This window comes from [Empedobacter] haloabium (assembly GCA_008011715.2).
Lineage (GTDB): Bacteria > Pseudomonadota > Gammaproteobacteria > Burkholderiales > Burkholderiaceae_D > Rugamonas > Rugamonas haloabia.
Map to the genome: position 1 here is coordinate 4,212,706 of CP136508.1, position 19,922 is coordinate 4,232,627.

The following is a 19,922-nucleotide window of genomic DNA, read 5'->3' on the forward strand; positions in this document are numbered from 1 at the left end:
TCTGAAAACGTTATCATAACGCGCCGCGCGGCGTCAGGCGCAGCATCGTCACACTGTGCGGCGCCAGCTTCAGGGTGAGCGGCCGGGCGGTGTCGCCCGTGTTCCGCTGCCACAGGTCTGTCCAGCGGTACGCGGCTTTTTTGAGGTCCGCCGAACGCTTCGACAGGTCGTCGGACAGCGGCTGCTTGTGCCAGTCGTAGCTGCGCTCGAGCGCCTGTTCGCCGCGGTTCAGGAACAGCACGGCCCAGTCGTCGCCGGCCAGGGGCTTGATCCACACTTCCAGCGGTCCGTCGGTGAGCATGCGCAGCGCCTGCACGCCCAACTTGTCCTGGTTGACGGCGATGACGTCCTTGTTGGTCAGCACCTTGCGCACCGCCTCGGGCATCTTGCGCAGATCGTTGCCGGAAATGAGCGGCGACGCCAGCATGGCCCACAGCGAGAAGTGCGAGCGGTCTTCCTCCGGGGTCAGGCCGTTGCCCACCTCCAGCATGTCGAGGTCGTTCCAGTGGCCGGGGCCCGCGTACTTGCGCAGCGCCAGCGACTTGTCGACGATCTTCATCACGCCGAACGTGGACCAGGAGCCCAGCGACACCTCGCAGTCCCAGCATGCGTAGATGTCGCCGGTCGTGCGCCAGGAATGCCCGACGTCGCGCGCCCAGTCCCACGGCTTGTTGTCGCCCCACTCGCAGATCGACAGCAGGATCGGCCGGCCCGCCGCGCGCAGGGCGTCGCGCATCGTCGTGTACGCGCCCTCCGCGTTCAGCCCCTTGGTGTCGCACCAGTCGTACTTGACGTAGTCGACGCCCCAGGCCGCGTAGGTACGGGCATCCTGGTACTCGTGGCCGCGGCTGCCGGGCCGGCCGCCGCAGGTGGTGGCGCCGGCATCGGAGTACAGGCCCAGTTTCAGGCCGCGCGCATGCACGTAGTCCGCCAGCGCCTTGATCCCGGATGGGAAGCGCGCCGGGTCGGCCTGGATCGTGCCGTCCTTGTCGCGCTGGCCGTGCCAGCAGTCGTCGATGTTGATGTACCGGTAGCCGGCTTCCTTCATACCCAGGGCCACCATCGCATCGGCCGTCTCGCGGATCAGCTGTTCGTTGATCTCGCAGCCGAACTTGTTCCAGCTGTTCCAGCCCATCTGGGGCGTGTCGGCCAGGCCCTCGAATTTCTGCGCGTGGGCAGCGCCGGCCGCCAGCAGCAGCGCCGTCGCCGTCAGGACCTTCGTCATTTGCGCTCCAGGCGTTTGAGCTTCGTGGCCGTTTCGCGGATCAGCGCGATGGTGCTGGCGTCGCTGTCGAACACGGAGTACAGGCCCTGCTCTTCCTGCGGCGGATCGCCCATCAGGTCGTTGCCTTCCTTCCACCAGTAGTCGGGATTGGCCGCGCGCCCGGCGCCGCCCCAGGCCCAGAAGTTGAAGCCGGCGATCGGGTCGCCCTTGGCGGCGCGCGTGGTCACCACGTCGAAGACCTCACGGTAGAAGCGGTCGCGCACGGTGGTGGCTGCCTTGATGTCGAACGAGGCGCCATCGCGGTCCATGCCGAATTCCTCCAGCACGATCGGCTTGCCGACCTTCTGCGCGTAGTCGATGTGCACGTTCAGGTAATGCCGGCTCTTTTCCAGGGCGCCGTCCCACGTGGCGGCCACGTTCTTCGAGTCGATCCAGCCCCAGTTCTTCGGCCACAGGTGATAGGTCAGGTAGTCGATGTGTTTGGTGCGGTGCGCCTGCATGAACAGGTCGCCGTCCTGCGCCGAACCGGCCAGCCCTTCGCTACCGCTGCTGACGAGGTGATTGGCATCCAGGCCGTGGATGTAGGCGGCGGTGCCCGCGATCCAGTCGATATAGACCTGTTTTTCTTCCGGCGTCGCCTTGGCATTGCCCGGACGCGGCTCGTTGGCCAGCTGCCAGGCCATCACGGTGGCGTCGTCCACATAGCGCTTGCCGGTGATCGTGTTGACGCGCTGGACGATCTTGCGGATCACGTTGCGGTATTCCTGCTGCGCCTTGTCGTTGCGGTAGAAGCGCACCGTCTTGGCCATGAAGTCCTCGTAGTCCTTGGTGACGTTCGGGTCGAGCGCCTGGCTGCCTTCGAACCAGTTCAGGTACTGCGTCATGCCGCCCGACCATTGCCAGAAGTTGTTCAGGTAGATCACCGCCGTCATGTCGCGCTTCGCCAGTTCGGCCAGCAGGTAGTCCAGGCCCGCCAGCAGGTCCTCGTCGTACTGTCCCGGCGCCGCCGTGGTAGCCGGCCGCACCGCGCTCGGCATGTCGGTTTTCTCGGACACGGCCAGCACCCTCACATTGTTGATGCCGACGGCCTTCATCGTGTCGAGCTCCTTGACGAGGCGCGCGCGGTCGCCCACCTTGCCGGCCGCGCCCAGGTAGGCGCCGTACCAGAAGTTGGCGCCGGCGATGTAGTAGCGCTGGCCGCCACGGACGAAGTGCGTCTTGTCGACCTTGACGAAGGCCGGCTTGCCGGCAGCGGCGGCTTGCGGCGGCAGTGCGTGCATCAGGAAGAGGCTGGCCGCCAGCGTGATCATTCGTTTCATGGTTGTCCCTTGTTGGTTGTTAGAGGTTGGCCGGCCAGGTCAAGCACCGTGGCTGGCAGGTTGATCGTGACGGTTTGCGGCCGCGGGTCGCCGGCATGGCGGGCCAGCAGCACCTTGTAGGCGCCGCCCGCTATTTTCCAGGTCTTGGCGTTGCCGCGGATGGTGCCGAACAGGCGCGGGTCGATCGTCAGCTCGACGTCGCGCGTGGCGCCGGGTGCCAGGTCCACCTTGTCCCAGCCGGCCAGCCGCTTCGGTGCTTCCCAGCGGGCGCGGACCGGGGCGACATACAGCTGCGGCACGTCCTTGCCCGCCAGCTGGCCCGTGTTCGCGACCTGGAAGCGCACGCGCACCTTGCCGTCGACCACGCGCGCGGCCAGGCCGCTGTAGCCGAAGCTCGTGTACGACAGGCCGTAGCCGAACGGGAACAGCGGCTGGTGACCCTTCAGGTCGAACCACTTGTAGCCCACCGCCGCACCCTCGTGGTAGTCGACCGCGAAGCGCCGGTCGGGCTGGGCGGGGTCGCCGTCCAGGCGGGGCCGCGGCAGCTGCTGTTCCGACTGCGGGAAGGTAGCGGGCAGGCGGCCGGACGGATTGACCTCGCCGAACAGCACGCGGGCGATGGCCTCGCCGCCGCGCGTGCCGGGGTACCAGGCCTCGACGACGCCGGCCACGCGGTCCAGCCACGGCATCAGCACCGGGCCGCTGTTTTCCAGCACGACGGCGGTGCGCGGATTGGCCGCGGCGACCGCGGCGATCAGTTCGTCCTGCCGGTCCGGCAGCGCCAGCGAGTTGGCATCGAGGGCCTCGCCCACCCACTGCGTGGCGAACACCAGCACCACGTCCGCGTTCGCCGCCACGCTTGCGGCACGGGCGGGTTCGGTGCCGTCGTCGTACGTCACCGAGCCGGTGCCGGCGCGCGCCTGCATCGCCTTCAGCGGCGAAGACGGGTAGTACATGACGGGACCGGGCCAGGTGGCCGGCAGCAGGCCGGGCACGGCGTTGCCACCGATCGGGTAGACCAGCGACGAGCCGCCGCCGGCCAGCACGCCCCTGTCGGCATGACCGCCGACGATGGCGATCTTCATGCCGGGCCGCAGCGGCAGCAGCCGGTCGGCGTTTTTCAGGAGCACGATGCCCTCTTCCGCATCGGCCTGGGTGACGCGGGCGTGCGCATCGAAATCGATGGCACCGCCTTCCTTGACCGGATGGTCGACGACACCCTTGGCGAACATGGTGCGCAGCACGCGCAGCGCCAGGTCGTCCAGGCGGCGCGCCGGCACATGGCCGTTCTCCACCGCTTCCGCCAGCGCGGCACCGAAGTAGTTGGACTTGTCGAATTCGCCCCCGGACTGCTGGTCCAGGCCCGCGTTGGCGGCCGGCACCGTGCTGTGGGTAGCGCCCCAGTCGGACATCACGTAGCCCTTGAAGCCCCAGTCGCGCTTGAGCACTTCGTCCAGCAGCCAGGGGCTCTCGCAGGCGTATGGCCCGTTGACGCGGTTGTAGGCGCACATGAACGAACCGGCATCGGAGTGCTCCAGCGCGATCTGGAACGCCAGCAGGTCGGACATGCGGGCGGCAGCCGGATCGATGCGGGCGTCCAGCTGGAAGCGGCCCGTCTCCTGCGCGTTCAGGGCGAAGTGCTTCAGGGTCGCGATGACATGGTTCGACTCGATGCCCTTGACCTGCGCGGCCACCATCAGCCCCGCGTGCAGCGGGTCTTCGCCGGCGTATTCGAAGTTGCGGCCGTTGCGCGGCTCGCGCAGCAGGTTGACGCCGCCCGCCAGCATCACGTTGAAGCCGGAAGCGCGCGCCTCGGCGCCGATCATGCGCCCGCCCTCGTAGGCCAGCTGGCGGTTCCACGTGGCGGCCGTCGCGATCCCGGCCGGCAGCGCGGTGCGCTCGCGCGGCGTCGTCGTGTACTGCGTCGCCACGCCGATGCCGGCATCCGTTTCGAACAGGGCCGGCAGGCCCAGGCGCGCGATGCCGGGAATGTAGCCTGCCGAGAACGGCAGCGCCGCCGCGATCTTCCTGCTCTTGCTGGCCGCGTGGTCGGCACCGAAGTAGCCGTAGGCCCAGTTCAGCTTTTCCTGTTGCGTCATGGCCTGCAGCGCCAGCGCCGCACGCCGGTCCGGATCGAGTGAACGGTCCAGCCACGGCCGCTGGGCGGGGGCGCCGCCGGCGTCGGCCACGGCAGCCAGCGCCGGCCAGGCCGCCAGCGCCAGCAGGGCGATGCGCGCCGTCGATTTCAACGGCGTCCTCATACCGCCTTGATCTCGTCGATGTACATGCCGGCATAGCGCACGCCGAAGTACAGGATGAACAGGTAGCAGGCGGCCGGCACCAGGAACGACAGCTGCAGGCCGATGGCATCGGCCAGGAAGCCCTGCACGAACGGCACGATGGCACCGCCGACGATGGCCATGCACAGGATGCCGGAGCCCTGCCCCGTCTGCGCGCCCAGCTTGTGCAGCGCCATGCTGAAGATGGTGGGGAACATGATGGAGTTGAACAGGCCGACGGCGATCAGCGCCCACATCGCGAGCGTGCCCTGCCCGAATACCGCCAGCAGCACCAGCACGATCGTGGCCGTGGCGTTGAACGCCAGCGCCTTGCCCGGGCTGACGTGGCGCATGACGGCGAAACCGACGAAGCGGCCCACCATGGCGCCACCCCAGTACCAGCTGACGTAGTTGGCGGCGGCCGCGTGCGACAGCCCGGCGATGCGGTCCTCGCCCAGGAAATTGATCAGGAAGCTGCCGATGCTCACCTCCGCGCCGACGTACAGGAAGATGCCGATGGCGCCCAGCAGCAGATGGCGCTGCTTCAGCACCGAAGTGCGGGCCTGGCCCGGCAGTTCCGGCAGGCCGTCGTCATGCGTGATCGAGGGCAGGCGCACGACGGCGAACAGCACGGCCAGCAGCAACAGCGCGCCGGCCAGCGCCAGGTAGGGTCCCTGCACGGCGGCCGCCTCGTTGGCACGGCTGGCGACGGCACCCGGCACCTGCGCCAGGATCAGCATGCCGCCCAGCGCCGGCGCGATCGTCGTGCCGAGCGAGTTGAAGGCCTGTGTCAGGGTCAGGCGGCTCGACGCCTGGGCCGGCGGCCCCAGTACCGTCACGAACGGGTTGGCTGCCACCTGCAGCACGGTGATGCCGGAAGCGAGCACGAAGAACGCGAACAGGAACAGGCCGTAGCCGCTGTTCGCCGCCGGGTAGAACAGCGCGCAGCCGGCGGCGGCGACGACCAGGCCCGTGACGGCGCCGCGCTTGTAGCCGATGCGGCGGATCAGCATCCCGGCCGGCAGCGAGACGATGAAGTAGGCACCGAAGAAGCAGAACTGCACCAGCATCGCCTGCACGTAGTTGAGCGTATAGATGCCCTTCAGGTGCGGGATCAGCACGTCGTTCAGGGAGGTCAGCAGGCCCCACATGAAGAACAGGATCGTGATGACGATCAGCGGGACCGTATGCGACTGATTTAGAGAAGGCTGCAGGGCGGCACGCGCCGGGGCCGGCGGCTGGTGCAGCCGCGCGGGGGTGGAATGATCCATGTTCGTCTCCTTGGTGGTCCGCGGGAATGCGGACCTTGTTGTGCGACGATTCTGCATGGGCGCCGCCGGGCGGGTCAAACCCTGCCGCTTTTTTAGGCGCGAGTTTAGCTTCGTTCACTAAACAAGCCGTCACTGGCCGGCGCCCGCCCATGCGGTGCCGCGCGCTGCCTCCCCGCCCATGTTTAGTAAATCGGACTAAACTTTTCGGGAAACGGCGCCGGGGGTTTGACCATGGCGCGGGCGCCATGCCAGACTGTGGGCACAATATTGGCGGCCGCCACGTCGTGGCCGACCATAACAAGATGCTGTTCGGACAACAACGGAGGAGATCCATGTGCAAGCTTCACGCAGGGGTGCGTCCATGACGGCGGCCAGCGGCGCGGTGACGATCCGCGACATCGCCCGGGTCGCGGGCGTCTCGGCCGGCACCATCTCGCGCGCCCTGAAGAACGAGCCCGGATTGACGGAGTCGACGCGCCAGATGGTGCTGAACACGGCGCGCGACCTGGGCTACGATTTCTGCAAGCTGCGCCCGAAGCGGCTGCGCCGCCTGACGTTCCTGCTGCATCGCCAGCACAACACCGCCGCCAGCAGCCCGTTCTACTCGCCCGTGCTGCATGGCGCGGAGGAAGCCTGCCGCAAGCAGGGCATCGTGCTGTCGTTCATGGCCGTCGGTCCGGCCGACGGGCTGGCCGACCAGCTGCGCATCCACGCGCCGGACGGCATCGTCTGCGCCGGCTTCTTCGAGCCCGAGCTGCTGACCGCGCTGCGCGGCACGGGCAAGCCGATCGTGTTGATCGACATGAAGCTGCGCGGCTACAGCTCCGTCAATCCGGACAATATGATGGGCGGCTACCTGGCCGCGAAACACCTGATCGAACGGGGCCGCGAACGGGTGGGCCTGATCTGCGGCTCGCTCAGCCACTACAGCATCCGCGAACGCGCGCGCGGCTACCGGCAGGCGCTGTTCGACGCGGGCATCCTGGCCGACCCGCGCCTGGAGGCGATCATGCCGGACGGCGTGGACCTGGAAACGGGCGCGTGGGAAGCGACGGAAAGCCTGCTCGCGCTGCCGAAGCCGCCGGACGCGCTGTTCTGCTACAACGACAGCGCCGCGCTGGTGGCAATGCGCTGCTGCCTGGCCAAGGGCCTGAAGGTGCCGCACGATATTTCCATCGTGGGCTTCGACGACATCTCGACAGCCGTGCTGGGGCACCGGCCGCTGACGACGCTGCGGATCAACAAGAAGGAGTTGGGAGCGATGGGCGTCGAGCTGCTGCTGAACGGCCGCCATGGCGCGATCGAAGAGCAGGTCTCGCCGGTGGAGCTGGTGGTACGCGCCAGCACCGTGTGCTAGGAGGCCCGGCACGACGATCACGACTACCGCTTTTCAATGCAGGGAACTCGATGCGACACGCGACTCGGAAGCGTGCCGCACAGGGACCGCTTACGCCTGGAAGCAGGCCATCACGTGGCGCCTGCCAGCGTCACTCATCTCTCAAACGGAAAATTCATGTTACCAGATTTCCATGCACGTGAAACCCTGTTGCGGCATATCCGCGACACCCGCAATTTCTACGATCCCCGCTCGGTGGACCCGAGCGGCGGCTTCTATCACTTCTACAAGGACGACGGCGCCGTCTACGACGCGCACACGCGCCACCTCGTCAGCAGCACGCGCTTCATCTTCAACTACGCGATGGCGTGGCGCCAGTTCGGCGAGGAGGCCGACCGCCAGCGCCTGCGCCATGGCCTGGCCTTCCTGCGCGACGTGCACCGCAACAGCGCCACCGGCGGCTATGCCTGGGAGCTGCAATGGCGGGACGGCGGCAAGACCGTCACCGACGCGACCAACCACTGCTACGGCCTGGCCTTCGTGCTGCTCGCCTACGCGCACGCGCTGATGGCGGGCGAGCTCGATGCGCGCGCGCATGTGGCCGAAACGTTCGAACTGATGGAGCGCCATTTCTGGGAGCCGGCGCACGGGCTGTACGCGGACGAGGCCAGCGCCGACTGGCAGGTCTCGGGCTACCGCGGCCAGAACGCCAACATGCATGCCTGCGAGGCGCTGATCGCCGCGTTCGAAGCAACCGGCGAGACGCGCTACCTGCACCGCGCCGAGACGCTGGCGCGCAACATCGCGCTGCGCCAGGCCGCGCTGGCGGACGACCTGGTGTGGGAGCACTATCGCGCCGACTGGTCGGTCGATCCGGACTACAACCGCCACGACAGCAGCAACATCTTCCGCCCCTGGGGCTACCAGCCGGGCCACCTGACCGAATGGGCCAAGCTGCTGCTGATCCTGGAGCGCCACCAGGCTCACCTGGCCGGACCGTCCGACTGGCTGCTGCCGCGCGCGATCCACTTCTTCGACGCGGCGCTGGACAAGGCCTGGGACCGCCAGCACGGCGGCATCCATTACGGCTTCGGGCCGGACGGCAGCATCTGCGACGGCCACAAATACTTCTGGGTGCAGGCCGAAAGCCTGGCCGCCGCCGCGCTGCTGGGCGCCCGCACCGGCGAGGCGCGCTTCTGGGACTGGTACGACCGGCTGTGGGCCTACAGCTGGGAGCATTTCGTCGACCACCAGCATGGCGCGTGGTACCGCATCCTCGCCGCCGACAACCGCAAGCTGACCGACGAGAAAAGCCCGGCCGGCAAGGTGGACTATCACACCATGGGCGCCTGCTACGAAGTGCTGAACGTGCTGGAGGACTGACCGATGGACTACCCGGAATTCGTGGCGGCCGGCGAAGCCCTGACCGACCTGATCGTTGCCGATCCGACGCAGCAGCGCTGGCTCAGCGTGACGGGCGGCTCGACGTGGAACGTGGCACGCACGATGGCGCGCCTGGGCCTGCCCAGCGCCTTCGCCGGCGCCATCAGCCGCGACGTGTTCGGCGACGCGCTGTGGCGCGCCACCGAGGCGGCCGGCCTGGATACCCGCTTCACGCAGCGCCTCGACAAGGCCCCGCTGCTGGCGGTCGTGCACCGGCTCGACCCGCCCGCCTACTTTTTTGTCGGCGACGACAGCGCCGACCTGCATTTCGACGCGGCCCGGCTGCCGGCCGGCTGGCAGGCGCACTGCCGCTGGCTGCACTTCGGCGGCATCAGCCTGGCACGCGAGCCGCTAGCCGGCAAGCTGCTCGCGCTGGCGCGCCAGGCGAAGGAGGCCGGCATCGGGATCAGTTATGACCCGAACTATCGCCAGCTGATGGACGAGCGCTACGACGCCACGCTGCAGGCGATGACGGCGCTGGCGGACGTGGTCAAGGTGTCGGAGGAAGACCTGGTGGGGCTGTTCCGCCATGCCGATACGGCGGCCGCGTTCGAACGGCTGCGCAGCTTCAACCCGGCCGCGCGCTACCTGTACACGCGCGGTGCCGAAGGCGCGTCGCTGCACATGGGTGACGAGTCCTGGCACATGCCGGCACCCGTGGTGGCGGTGGCGGACACGGTGGGCGCGGGCGACGCCAGCATCGCCGCCTTCGTCCACAGCCTGCTGCGTGAACCGGGCCGCACGCCGCTGCAGCACCTGCAATGCGCGGTGGCGGCCGGCGCCGCCGCATGCCTGGGCGCCGGGGCTACGCCGCCGACGCTGGCACAGATCGCGCAGCTGATGGCCGGTAGCGCGTGAGGCACCGGGGACAGGCTCTCTTGTGCGAGTCCACGACTCGCACAAGAGAGCCTGTCGCCTCGGGTTAACACTTATCATACCGGCATAGCCAACCGCCGGAGCCTCCATGAAACCCATCCTCGCCGCCACCCTCGCCCTGTGCGCGAGCGCCAGCCACGCCGCCCCCGCCACGACCGATGCCACCCGCCTGTACCAGGCCCACTGCGCGCAGTGCCATGGCGCCAACCTGGAAGGCGCGGCCGGCCCGAGCCTGGTGGACAAGCAGTGGCTGCACGGCCAGCCGACCCGCGCCAACCTGGTCAAGCTGATCGCCCAGGGCGTGCCGGACAAGGGCATGCCCGCGTGGTCGCAGACGCTGTCGCGCGCGCAGATCGACCAGCTGGCGGCCTATATCGAGCCTGGCGCGCGCCGGCCGGCCGCTGCGCCAAGCCAGCCAGCACCCGGCAGGGACGCCGCCCTGTCCCGCCTGACCCTGCCGAAAGGCTTCACGATCGCCGTCTACGCCGAGGGGGTCGAATCGGCCCGCTCGCTGGCCGTGTCGAGCAGCGGCATCGTCTACGTCGGCTCGCGCAAGGCCGGCAAGGTGTACGCGCTGGTGGACGCCGATCGCGACGGCGTGGCCGACAAGGTGGTGACGATCGCCACAGGCCTGAACAACCCGATCGGCGTGACCCTGCTGAACGGCGCGCTGTACGTGGCGGAGATCGGCCGCGTGATCCGCTTCGACGACATCGACCGCAGCTACGCCAACAAGCCGGCCTACAAGGTCGTCAAGGATGACCTGCCGGACGACAAATGGCACGGCGAGAAGGTCATCAAGGCGGGACCGGACGGCAAGCTGTACATCCCGGTCGGCTCGCCCTGCAATACCTGCGACAAGGAAGACCAGGCTTACTCGAAGATCTGGCGCATGAACCCCGACGGTTCGGGCTGGGAAGCCTACGCCGGCGGCATCCGCAACACGGTCGGCTTCGCGTTCCATCCGCTGACGAAGGAACTGTGGTTTACCGATAACGGCCCGGACGAGATGGGCGACAACACGCCGTCCTGCGAACTGAACGTGGCGCCGAAGAAAGGCCTGCATTTCGGCTTCCCTTACTGCCACGGCGGCGTGTTCCCCGATCCCAAGTACGGCAAGGCCGGCAGCTGCGCGGCCTACGTGCCGCCGGTGGCGAAGCTGGGACCGCACGTGGCGCCGCTGGGCCTGGCCTTCTACACCGGCACGCAGTTCCCGGCGCAGTACCGCAACCAGGTGTTCGTGGCCGAACACGGCTCCTGGAACCGCACGCAGAAGATCGGCTACAAGGTCGTCCTCGTCACGCTGCACGGCAACCAGGAAGTGACGACGACGGACTTCATCGACGGTTTCCTGCAGGGCGACGACGTCAGCGGCCGGCCGGTGGACATTGCCGTGCTGGCCGACGGTTCGATGCTGGTCTCGGACGACCATGCGGGCCGCATCTACCGCGTCACATATAACGGAAAGTAAGCTGTCGGTCGATTAACTTACTGATTCTTTATTCAATTTTCCGCACGGTCGCTCGCTTTTCTCGGCACCCACGAGCGACCGGAAATCACTTTGTTATTGCCTTAAAACAATAGAGCTGTTACTCTAACGGCTGAGCTACGGAACCAGCGGCGGCCCCAATCCCTCGCCCGCCCTGCTGCCTGCGCCCCTGCCGCGCGGGCGCTTCCAGCGCCATCCGCGCCCGATCCCAGCGCACTCGTTGCGATGCCCTACGCGTCGCCCCCAATCACGCGCCCGGGCCGCCACGGCCCCGCCCAACCGGAACTTTCGCATGCTGTCTCGCTTATCGATTCGTACCCGCCTGCTCGCCACGATGGCCATTCTTGGCCTGCTCATCGTCCTGACCGGCGCCGTGGGCCTCTACGGCATCCGCTCCGTCAACGCCTCGCTGGAAGACACCTACAGCGACCAGCTGGCATCCTCGATGGCGATTGCCGAAGCGAAGAACCACCTGAGCCGCGCGCGCCTGGTGCAGGACCGCGGCGTGTTCCACCCGGACTCGCCGGACCTGGAAAAAGTACTAACCCGTTCCGACGAATTCCTGCAGAAATCCGACGCCGCCTGGCAACGCTACCTGGCGCTGCCGCAAGGCCCGGCGGAACAGGCGCTGGCCGACGTGGTGTCGCAGGCGCGCAAGGCGCTGGTCGAACAGGGGCTGCGGCCGATGGCGGCGGCACTGCGTGCCAACGACGCCGCGCGCATCGACCAGCTGGCGATGAAGGACATGCAGAAGCTGTACACGGCATTCAGCGACAGCTCGGACAAGCTCGACGCCTACCAGCTGGAAGCATCGCGCCGGGAATTCGAGGCCAGCCAGGCGATGTACGGCACCGTGCAGACCCTCGCCATCGCCGCCATCGCCGGCGGCCTGCTGCTGATCGTGGCGGCCAGCGTCGTGCTGGTGCGCGCCATCATGCGCCCGCTGGGCGAGGCGCTGGGCCACTTCGACGCCATGTCGGCGGGCGACCTGGCGCGCAGCATCGACACCAGCCGTCATGACGAGATGGGCACGCTGCTGAAGGGCCTGGACGCGATGCAGCGCCAGTTGGCCGTGACGGTGCACGCGGTACGTTCGGGCAGCGGCGCGATCGCGGTGGCCAGCGCGGAGATCGCCGACGGCAATCTGGACCTGTCGCGCCGCACCGAGCAGCAGGCGGCCAGCCTGGAAGAGACGGCCTCTTCGCTGGAAGAGCTGACCGCGACCGTGCGGCAGAACGCCGACAACGCGCGCCAGGCCAACCAGATGGTGGGCTCGGCCTCCAGCGTGGCGCGACAGGGCGGCCAGCTGGTGGCCCAGGTGGTGGACACGATGGGCACCATCACGGACTCGTCGCGCAAGATCGTCGACATCATCGCCGTCATCGACGGGATCGCGTTCCAGACCAATATCCTGGCGCTCAATGCGGCAGTGGAGGCGGCGCGCGCCGGTGAACAAGGCCGCGGCTTCGCCGTCGTCGCCAGCGAGGTGCGCAACCTGGCGCAGCGCTCGGCCGCGGCGGCCAAGGAAATCAAGGCGCTGATCGACAGCTCGGTGGCGAACGTGGACGCCGGCTCGGCGCTGGTCGACCAGGCCGGCGCCACGATGACGCAGATCGTCACCAGCGTGGCGCAGGTGGCCGACATCATGACGGAGATCATGTCGGCCAGCAGCGAGCAAAGCGCCGGCATCGACCTGATTCACAACGCCGTCGTGCAGATGGACCAGGTCACGCAGCAGAATGCGGCGCTGGTGGAGGAAGCCGCCGCGGCGGCGGGTGCGCTGCAGGAGCAGGCGGCGGCGCTGGAGCAGACGGTCGGCGTGTTCCGGCTCGAGCGTGGCGCCGCGGACGCACAGCGGCGCACCGTGCCGGCGTCTGGCGCACGGCTGGCATTGCAGGGCTGACAGCAACGAGAACCCGAGGGATCTTCTACGCCGGCGCCTTGTTCACTTCCCCTGGCGTGCCGCAGGAGAAGCAGAACCGGGTGAACGCATTGCGCCGCGTCGCGCACGCGCCGCAGCGCTTGAACAGCCCGATGCCGCAATGCGGGCAGTAATCGAGTGCCGGGTCCTTCAGGTCCACCGGCCGCTCGCAGCCAGGGCACACGCCCTTGCCCATCCGCGTCAGCGCCGCGTCGTAGTCCAGGCTCAGGCTCTCGCGCCGCTGGTTATCCGGCAGCGCCTCGGCCGCCCGCTGGCGCTCCAGGTAACGCTGCAGCGAGAGGATGGCCTGCCGGCCGACCAGCACGGTGATCAGAATGCCGACCACGTAGCGGACGTATCCGCCATAGCTGGGCAGGTAGGGCACCAGCTCGACGAAGAAGGCGAACAGCGCGAAGAAGATGAAACCCCACACGAACGGCCACCAGGTGCCCTTGCGCTGGTGCCGCCACAGCCAGCCGGCGACCAGCAGCAGCGGCAGGGTCAGCGCCAGGCGGTAGCCGAACACGCGCAGTTCGCGCAGCTGTATTGCACGAGCATATGGCTCCTGGGCGCCAGCCTCGAGTGCGTCATGTTGCTGGATGGCCGCCGCATGCCGCTGCTGCGCGTCCAGGTGGATCTGCTCCTGCTTCTCGACAGCCGCCAGTGCCTCACGCTCGGCCGCCTTCAGTTGGTCGAGCTGGCGCGTCCTTGCCAGCAGCTCGGTATCCTGCTCCGGGCGCGCCGTCGCATGGCGCGTTGCCAGCCAGTTATCGAATGTCTCACGGGCGGTCTGGCTGTTGGCGGCGGCGACTTTGTGGCGCTGGCGCGCCTGCTCGAGCGCGTCGTCGGCTTCCTGCATGACCTGGTACGCTTCCTTCTGCGTCGCATGGGAGGCCGCGTCCTGGCGCGGATCGATGAACTGCTCCACCGTCAGCGGTTCCTCGACGAGATTGAGGTTCTCGACGACCTTGCCACCCAGCCCGATCAGAAAGCCCGCAAACGCGAACGCCACCAGCCACAAGCCACGCTGGAACCACTTTTCGGACAGCCGCATCGCTTTACTCATGTCGTTTCCTTTTCTCCAGATTTCTGCAGGCACTATTTGCGAGCGGGCAGCATAGCATCGCTTCGCGGTCCGGCCTTGCGCCGGCGCAGGCATAAAAAGGCGCTGTGCCCCGGTCCCAATGAACTTTCCGGCACGACCACGATCCTAACCTACAGTTAACTCAACCGGAGGGGAGCAACCATGGACTCCCGGCAATTCCAGGCAATGCAAGCGCAGGTGCGGCAGATGCTGGTGCAACTCACCGGCAAGCAAGTGGACGAGCTGCGCGAGATGTTCGTCCGGTGCACGTCACTGTGGACGAGGTCATTCCCCTCCAGACCGTCAACAGCTGCCACGGTCGGTTCAAGAACTGGCTGAAGCGCTTCAATGGTGTCGCCAGCAAATACCTGCCCAACTACCTGGGCTGGCGCCATGCGCTCGATGCCGAATGCGTGGCGACGCCGCAGCAGTTGCTGCGCGCGGCGCTGTTTCTCATCGTCATTTGAGCGCGAGTGTATGCCGGAAGCAAACTTCATTAGGACGAGGGCACAGCGCCATAAAAAAAGCCGCCAAGGCTTGCGCCATGGCGGCCAACAGACCCGGGATCGGGGCCCCGGGCTGTCCGGTGGTCAGCTTACGCTGCCGGCGCGGCTTCGTCCGCTGCCTTCATCGACAGCTTCAGGCGGCCGCGGTCGTCCGTTTCCAGGACCTTGACGCGCACTTGCTGGCCTTCTTTCAGGTAGTCGGCCACGGCGTTGACGCGCTCGTTGGCGATCTGCGAGATGTGCAGCAGGCCGTCCTTGCCTGGCATGACCTGCACGATGGCGCCGAAGTCCAGCAGTTTCAGGACGGTGCCGTCGTAGGTCTTGCCCACTTCGACCGATGCCGTCAGCTCTTCGATGCGGCGCTTGGCTTCCTGGCCGGCGGCGGCATCGACGGAGGCGATGGTGACCACGCCTTCGTCGCTGATGTCGATCTGCGTGCCGGTTTCCTCGGTCAGCGCGCGGATCACGGCGCCGCCCTTGCCGATCACGTCACGGATCTTTTCCGGGTTGATCTTGATGGTGATCAGGCGCGGTGCGAAGTCGGACAGTTCCGTCTTCACGTGCGGCATGGCCTTCTGCATCTCGCCCAGGATGTGCTGGCGGCCTTCCTTGGCTTGCGCCAGTGCCACCTGCATGATCTCCTTCGTGATGCCCTGGATCTTGATGTCCATCTGCAGCGCCGTGATGCCGTTGGCGGTGCCGGCGACCTTGAAGTCCATGTCGCCCAGGTGGTCTTCGTCACCCAGGATGTCGGACAGCACGGCGAACTTGCCGCCTTCCTTGATCAGGCCCATCGCGATGCCGGCGACGTGCGCCTTCATCGGCACGCCCGCGTCCATCAGCGCCAGGCAGCCGCCGCAGACGGATGCCATCGACGAGGAACCGTTCGATTCGGTGATCTCGGACACCAGGCGCACGGAGTAGCTGAACTCTTCCGGCGACGGCAGCGCGGCGACCAGCGCGCGCTTGGCCAGGCGGCCGTGGCCCACTTCGCGGCGCTTCGGCGTGCCCACGCGGCCCGTTTCGCCGGTGGCGAACGGTGGCATGTTGTAGTGCAGCATGAAGTCGTCGGTGTACTCGCCCATCAGCGCGTCGATCTTCTGCGAATCGCGCGCGGTGCCCAGGGTCGCCACGACCAGCGCCTGCGTTTCACCGCGGGTGAACAGCGCGGAACCGTGGGTACGCGGCAGCACCGAGGTGCGGATCGCGATCGGACGCACGGTGCGGGTGTCGCGGCCGTCGATGCGCGGCTCGCCGTTCAGGATCTGCGAACGCACGACCTTGGCTTCCATGTCGAACAGGATGTTGCCCACTTCGACCGAATCCGGTGCGTCGACGCCTTCGGCCTGCGCTTGCGCGGCCAGGTCGGCGATCACTTCGTCGTGCATCGAGCGCAGCGCCTGCTGGCGCGACTGCTTGTTCTTGATCTGGTAAGCCTGGTTGATCTTCGCTTCGGCGAACTGGGCGACCTTGGCGATCAGCGCTTCGTTCTTGGCCGGCGGGGTCCATTCCATTTCCGGCTTGCCGCCTTCTTCCACCAGGGCGTGGATCGCGTCGATGACGGCGCGCATCTGCTCGTGGCCGTAGACCACGCCGCCCAGCATGACTTCCTCGGACAGCTGCTTGGCTTCCGATTCGACCATCAGCACGGCCGTTTCGGTACCGGCGACGACCAGGTCCATCTCGGACGTCTTCAGCTGGGTCGTGGTCGGGTTCAGGATGTACTGGCCGTTGGCGTAACCCACGCGGGCGGCGCCGATCGGGCCGTTGAACGGCACGCCGGCCACGCACAGGGCGGCGGAGGCACCGATCATCGAAGCGATGTCAGGGTCGATCTCAGGATTTACCGACAGAACGTGGATGATGACCTGCACCTCGTTCATGTAACCTTCCGGGAACAGCGGGCGGATCGGACGGTCGATCAGGCGCGACGTCAGCGTTTCCTTCTCGGACGGACGGCCTTCGCGCTTGAAGAAGCCACCGGGGATCTTGCCCGCGGCATAGGTCTTCTCGATGTAGTCGACGGTCAGCGGGAAGAAATCCTGGCCCGGCTTGGCGTCCTTGCGTGCCACGACGGTTGCCAGTACGACGGTGTCGTCCATCGACACCATCACCGCGCCGGATGCCTGGCGAGCGATCTCGCCGGTTTCCAGGGTCACGGTGTGTTGGCCGTACTGGAAGGTTTTCGTAACTTTGTTAAACATGGGTAATCCCTTTCTATTTGCCGACAGATTTTCAGGGGCTGTCGTTCACCTCACCACAGGCCGGCCACCCGACTAGATGGCGGCAAGCCTTTTGCTCCACATATTCTCAAACTGCTTTTAGCTGCCTCATAGCAACAAAACAACGGTCCAGAATGACAAAATGCCCGCGTCAGCGAACTGGCGCAGGCATCCTGGCTTAAACCGGGTACGGCAAAAATTACTTACGCAGACCGAGCTTGGCGATCAGATCGCGGTAACGGTTGGCGTCCTTGCCTTTCAGGTAAGACAGCAGGCTCTTACGACGGTTGACCATCTTGATCAGGCCACGACGGGAGTGGTGATCCTTCGTGTGTTCCTTGAAGTGGGAGTTCAGTTCGTTGATGCGTGCGGTCAGCAGCGCAACCTGGACTTCCGGGGAACCCGTGTCGTTCTGACCACGTGCGTTGTCCGCGATGATCGCGGCTTTGTTGATGTTTTCTACAGTCATGATGAACCTTTCACATGCGATGCACGGAGTCTTGCGCGGCCCTTGCGAACCTCGCCACCCTGCACATCGTGACTTACGTTATAAATAAAATACCGGACCAGACAGGCCAGACCCGGGAGTATAACTGAAAACGGGTGGAAATTGCGCGGCTTGATCCGGGTTCTCGCTACAATCATTCAAATTTGCAGGAGTGACAATGCGACATGCGATCGTTTTCCTCTTCCTGGGCGCGCTGCTGGCCGGCTGCGCCGCCTTCGGGCCGCCGCCGCAGCCGGGCGAACCGATGGCCGCCGTGCAGGCGAAACTGGGCCGCCCTACCGCCCGCTTCCAGGTCGGGCCGGAGACCGTCGACGAGTACGGCGCCGGTTACTTCGGCCAGTACACCTGGATGGCCCGCTATGGCGCGGATGGCCGGCTGGTCAGCTTCGAGCAGGTGCTGACGGACGCGAAGTTCGCCACCGTCAAGCTGGGCGTGGACACCAGGGACACGATCCTGCGCACGTTCGGCCACCCGGCCGAGACGATGTCCCTGCCGCGACGCAACCTGGAGGTATGGAGCTACCGCTACAAGCAGTCGGGCGTGTGGGATGCGATGATGCACGTGCACTTCTCGCCGGATGGGGTGGTGCGGGAGATGATGAGCGGGCCGGATATGCTCCGCGAGAAGCGGGATTAAACCTGCAGCGTCCCGGGCTTGGGGTCTGTCCCCGCAGGGGAGCGGAGCAGGGGTTTAGAGGAGCAAAGCTCCTCGCCTGCGCAGCGGCACCGGCCTGCCAGCCGGTGCCATGACCCCGGTTCTTATCGAGGCGCATGAGCGGCCTGCGCCGGTTTCACAACAGTACGCTGACGCCGCCGACGAAAACCAGGGTCAGTCCCGAAGGGACAGACCCTAAGCCCGGACGTTGTAGCGGTGCGCTACGCCGCTAACTACGCTCGGTTTGCGGATTGACCCGCTCCTTCGAATGCAGCTTGTTCAAGCCGGCCAGGTACGCCTTGGCCGAGGCGACGACGATGTCCGGATCGGACCCCACGCCGTTGACGATGCGCCCCGCCTGCGACAGCCGCATCGTCACCTCGCCCTGCGACTGCGTGCCGGTGCTGATCGCGTTGATCGAGAACAGTACCAGTTCGGCGCCGCTCTGCGCCTGGCTTTCGATGGCGTTGACGATGGCGTCCACCGGGCCGTCGCCCGTGCCTTCGCAGGCGTGCTCGCGGCCGTCCACCGAGAACACGACACGGGCGTGCGGCAGCTCGCCCGTCTCGCTGCGCTGGGCCAGCGAGACGAAACGGTAATGCTCGCCCTCCTCGCGCTCCTCGGCCGAGACCAGCGCCATGATGTCCTCGTCGAAGATCTCGGCCTTGCGGTCGGCCAGCTCCTTGAAGCGGGCAAAGGCGGCGTTGACTTCCGTCTCCGATTCGAGCTCGATGCCCAGCTCCTGCAGCCGCTGCTTGAACGCGTTGCGGCCGGACAGCTTGCCCAGCACGATCTTGTTGGCGGTCCAGCCCACGTCCTCGGCGCGCATGATCTCGTAGGTCTCGCGCGCCTTCAGGATACCGTCCTGGTGGATGCCCGATGCGTGCGCGAACGCGTTGGCGCCCACCACCGCCTTGTTCGGCTGCACCGGGAAGCCCGTGATCTGCGACACCATTTTCGAGGCCGGCACGATCTGCGTCGTGTCGATGCCGCACTCCAGGTTGAAGTAGCCGGCGCGCGTGCGCAGCGCCATCACCACTTCCTCCAGCGCCGTGTTGCCGGCCCGCTCGCCCAGCCCGTTGATCGTGCACTCGACCTGGCGCGCACCGCCGATCATCACGCCGGCCAGGGAATTGGCCACCGCCAGCCCCAGGTCGTTGTGGCAGTGCACCGACCACACGGCCTTGTCGGCATTCGGAATGCGCTCGCGCAGGCGCCGGATCGTCGCGCCGAACAGCTCCGGCACCGCGTAGCCCACCGTGTCCGGGAAATTGATCGTCGTGGCCCCTTCCGCGATCACCGTCTCCAGCACGCGGCACAGGAAGTCCTCCTCCGAGCGGCTGCCGTCCTCCGGGGAGAATTCGATGTCATCGGTGTGCTGGCGGGCAAAGCGCACCGCCAGGCGGGCCTGCTCCAGCACCTGGGCCGGTTCCATGCGCAGCTTCATCTGCATGTGCAAGGGCGACGTGGCGATGAAGGTATGGATGCGCTTGCGCGCGGCGGGGGCCAGCGCCTCGGCGGCGCGGGCGATGTCGCGGTCGTTGGCGCGCGACAGCGAGCAGATGGTCGACTCGCGCACGGTGGCCGCGATGGCGCGGATGGCGTCGAAGTCGCCCGGCGAGGCGGCCGCGAAGCCGGCCTCGATGACGTCCACCCGCAGCCGCTCGAGCTGCCTGGCGATGCGGATTTTCTCTTCCTTCGTCATCGACGCGCCCGGCGACTGCTCGCCGTCGCGCAGGGTCGTGTCGAAGATGATCAGGCGTTCGCGGGGTATATCCATCAGATCGC

The 19,922-nt window shown here is 67.0% G+C and carries 14 protein-coding genes and 1 pseudogene; 7 read left to right on the forward strand and 8 right to left on the reverse strand.

Annotated elements, in window-relative coordinates; all coding sequences use genetic code 11:
- Nucleotides 1-13 precede the first annotated feature (13 nt).
- Genes E7V67_018380 through E7V67_018395 form a run of 4 tightly spaced genes read right to left on the reverse strand, consistent with a single transcriptional unit; the run spans nucleotide 14 to nucleotide 6,094 of the window.
- Entirely contained in the window at nucleotides 14-1,225 is a 1,212-nt protein-coding gene (locus E7V67_018380) for a glycoside hydrolase family 27 protein (GenBank protein ID WUR11658.1), read from the reverse strand.
- Complete coding sequence (locus E7V67_018385; GenBank protein ID WUR11659.1) at nucleotides 1,222-2,544, reverse strand: cellulase family glycosylhydrolase; 1,323 nt, start codon at nucleotides 2,542-2,544, stop codon at nucleotides 1,222-1,224. Before E7V67_018385 ends, E7V67_018380 begins: the two co-directional genes overlap by 4 nt.
- The gene (locus E7V67_018390) at nucleotides 2,541-4,805 is read right to left on the reverse strand and encodes a glycoside hydrolase family 3 C-terminal domain-containing protein (protein WUR11660.1); all 2,265 of its coding nucleotides are present in this window, start codon (nucleotides 4,803-4,805) and stop codon (nucleotides 2,541-2,543) included. The genes E7V67_018385 and E7V67_018390 overlap by 4 nt, the downstream gene beginning before the upstream one ends.
- On the reverse strand, nucleotides 4,802-6,094 hold the full coding sequence (locus E7V67_018395; GenBank protein WUR11661.1) for a sugar MFS transporter: 1,293 nt from the start codon (nucleotides 6,092-6,094) through the stop codon (nucleotides 4,802-4,804). The genes E7V67_018390 and E7V67_018395 overlap by 4 nt, the downstream gene beginning before the upstream one ends.
- Nucleotides 6,095-6,455: 361 nt before the next feature.
- On the opposite strand from E7V67_018395, the gene E7V67_018400 reads away from it, so the two are divergent.
- From E7V67_018400 to E7V67_018420, 5 genes are all read left to right on the forward strand, one after another.
- Entirely contained in the window at nucleotides 6,456-7,451 is a 996-nt protein-coding gene (locus E7V67_018400) for a LacI family DNA-binding transcriptional regulator (GenBank protein ID WUR11662.1), read from the forward strand.
- Between the two features lie 156 nt (nucleotides 7,452-7,607).
- Complete coding sequence (locus tag E7V67_018405; GenBank protein ID WUR11663.1) at nucleotides 7,608-8,813, forward strand: AGE family epimerase/isomerase; 1,206 nt, start codon at nucleotides 7,608-7,610, stop codon at nucleotides 8,811-8,813.
- A 3-nt stretch (nucleotides 8,814-8,816) separates the two neighbouring features.
- Complete coding sequence (locus E7V67_018410; protein WUR11664.1) at nucleotides 8,817-9,731, forward strand: carbohydrate kinase; 915 nt, start codon at nucleotides 8,817-8,819, stop codon at nucleotides 9,729-9,731.
- Between the two features lie 106 nt (nucleotides 9,732-9,837).
- Nucleotides 9,838-11,220, forward strand: coding sequence for a PQQ-dependent sugar dehydrogenase (locus E7V67_018415; GenBank protein ID WUR11665.1), 1,383 nt, complete (start codon nucleotides 9,838-9,840; stop codon nucleotides 11,218-11,220).
- Between the two features lie 310 nt (nucleotides 11,221-11,530).
- Nucleotides 11,531-13,141: a methyl-accepting chemotaxis protein gene (locus E7V67_018420; protein WUR11666.1), complete on the forward strand. Its 1,611-nt coding sequence runs from the start codon at nucleotides 11,531-11,533 to the stop codon at nucleotides 13,139-13,141.
- A 25-nt stretch (nucleotides 13,142-13,166) separates the two neighbouring features.
- Here the strand turns inward: E7V67_018420 and E7V67_018425 are convergent, their stop codons facing one another.
- Complete coding sequence (locus E7V67_018425) at nucleotides 13,167-14,225, reverse strand: serine endopeptidase (protein WUR11667.1); 1,059 nt, start codon at nucleotides 14,223-14,225, stop codon at nucleotides 13,167-13,169.
- Between the two features lie 311 nt (nucleotides 14,226-14,536).
- On the opposite strand from E7V67_018425, the pseudogene E7V67_018430 reads away from it, so the two are divergent.
- Nucleotides 14,537-14,710: pseudogene (locus E7V67_018430) on the forward strand (IS1595 family transposase).
- 128 nt (nucleotides 14,711-14,838) lie between these two features.
- Here the strand turns inward: E7V67_018430 and pnp are convergent.
- On the reverse strand, nucleotides 14,839-16,953 hold the full coding sequence (gene pnp / locus E7V67_018435; protein ID WUR11668.1) for a polyribonucleotide nucleotidyltransferase: 2,115 nt from the start codon (nucleotides 16,951-16,953) through the stop codon (nucleotides 14,839-14,841).
- 217 nt (nucleotides 16,954-17,170) lie between these two features.
- Nucleotides 17,171-17,440: a 30S ribosomal protein S15 gene (rpsO, locus tag E7V67_018440; GenBank protein ID WUR11669.1), complete on the reverse strand. Its 270-nt coding sequence runs from the start codon at nucleotides 17,438-17,440 to the stop codon at nucleotides 17,171-17,173.
- Nucleotides 17,441-17,636: 196 nt separating this feature from the next.
- On the opposite strand from rpsO, the gene E7V67_018445 reads away from it, so the two are divergent.
- Nucleotides 17,637-18,116, forward strand: a complete 480-nt coding sequence (locus tag E7V67_018445; protein ID WUR11670.1) for a hypothetical protein — start codon at nucleotides 17,637-17,639, stop codon at nucleotides 18,114-18,116.
- Between the two features lie 247 nt (nucleotides 18,117-18,363).
- Here the strand turns inward: E7V67_018445 and E7V67_018450 are convergent, their stop codons facing one another.
- Complete coding sequence (locus E7V67_018450; protein ID WUR11671.1) at nucleotides 18,364-19,914, reverse strand: 2-isopropylmalate synthase; 1,551 nt, start codon at nucleotides 19,912-19,914, stop codon at nucleotides 18,364-18,366.
- Nucleotides 19,915-19,922 lie beyond the last annotated feature (8 nt).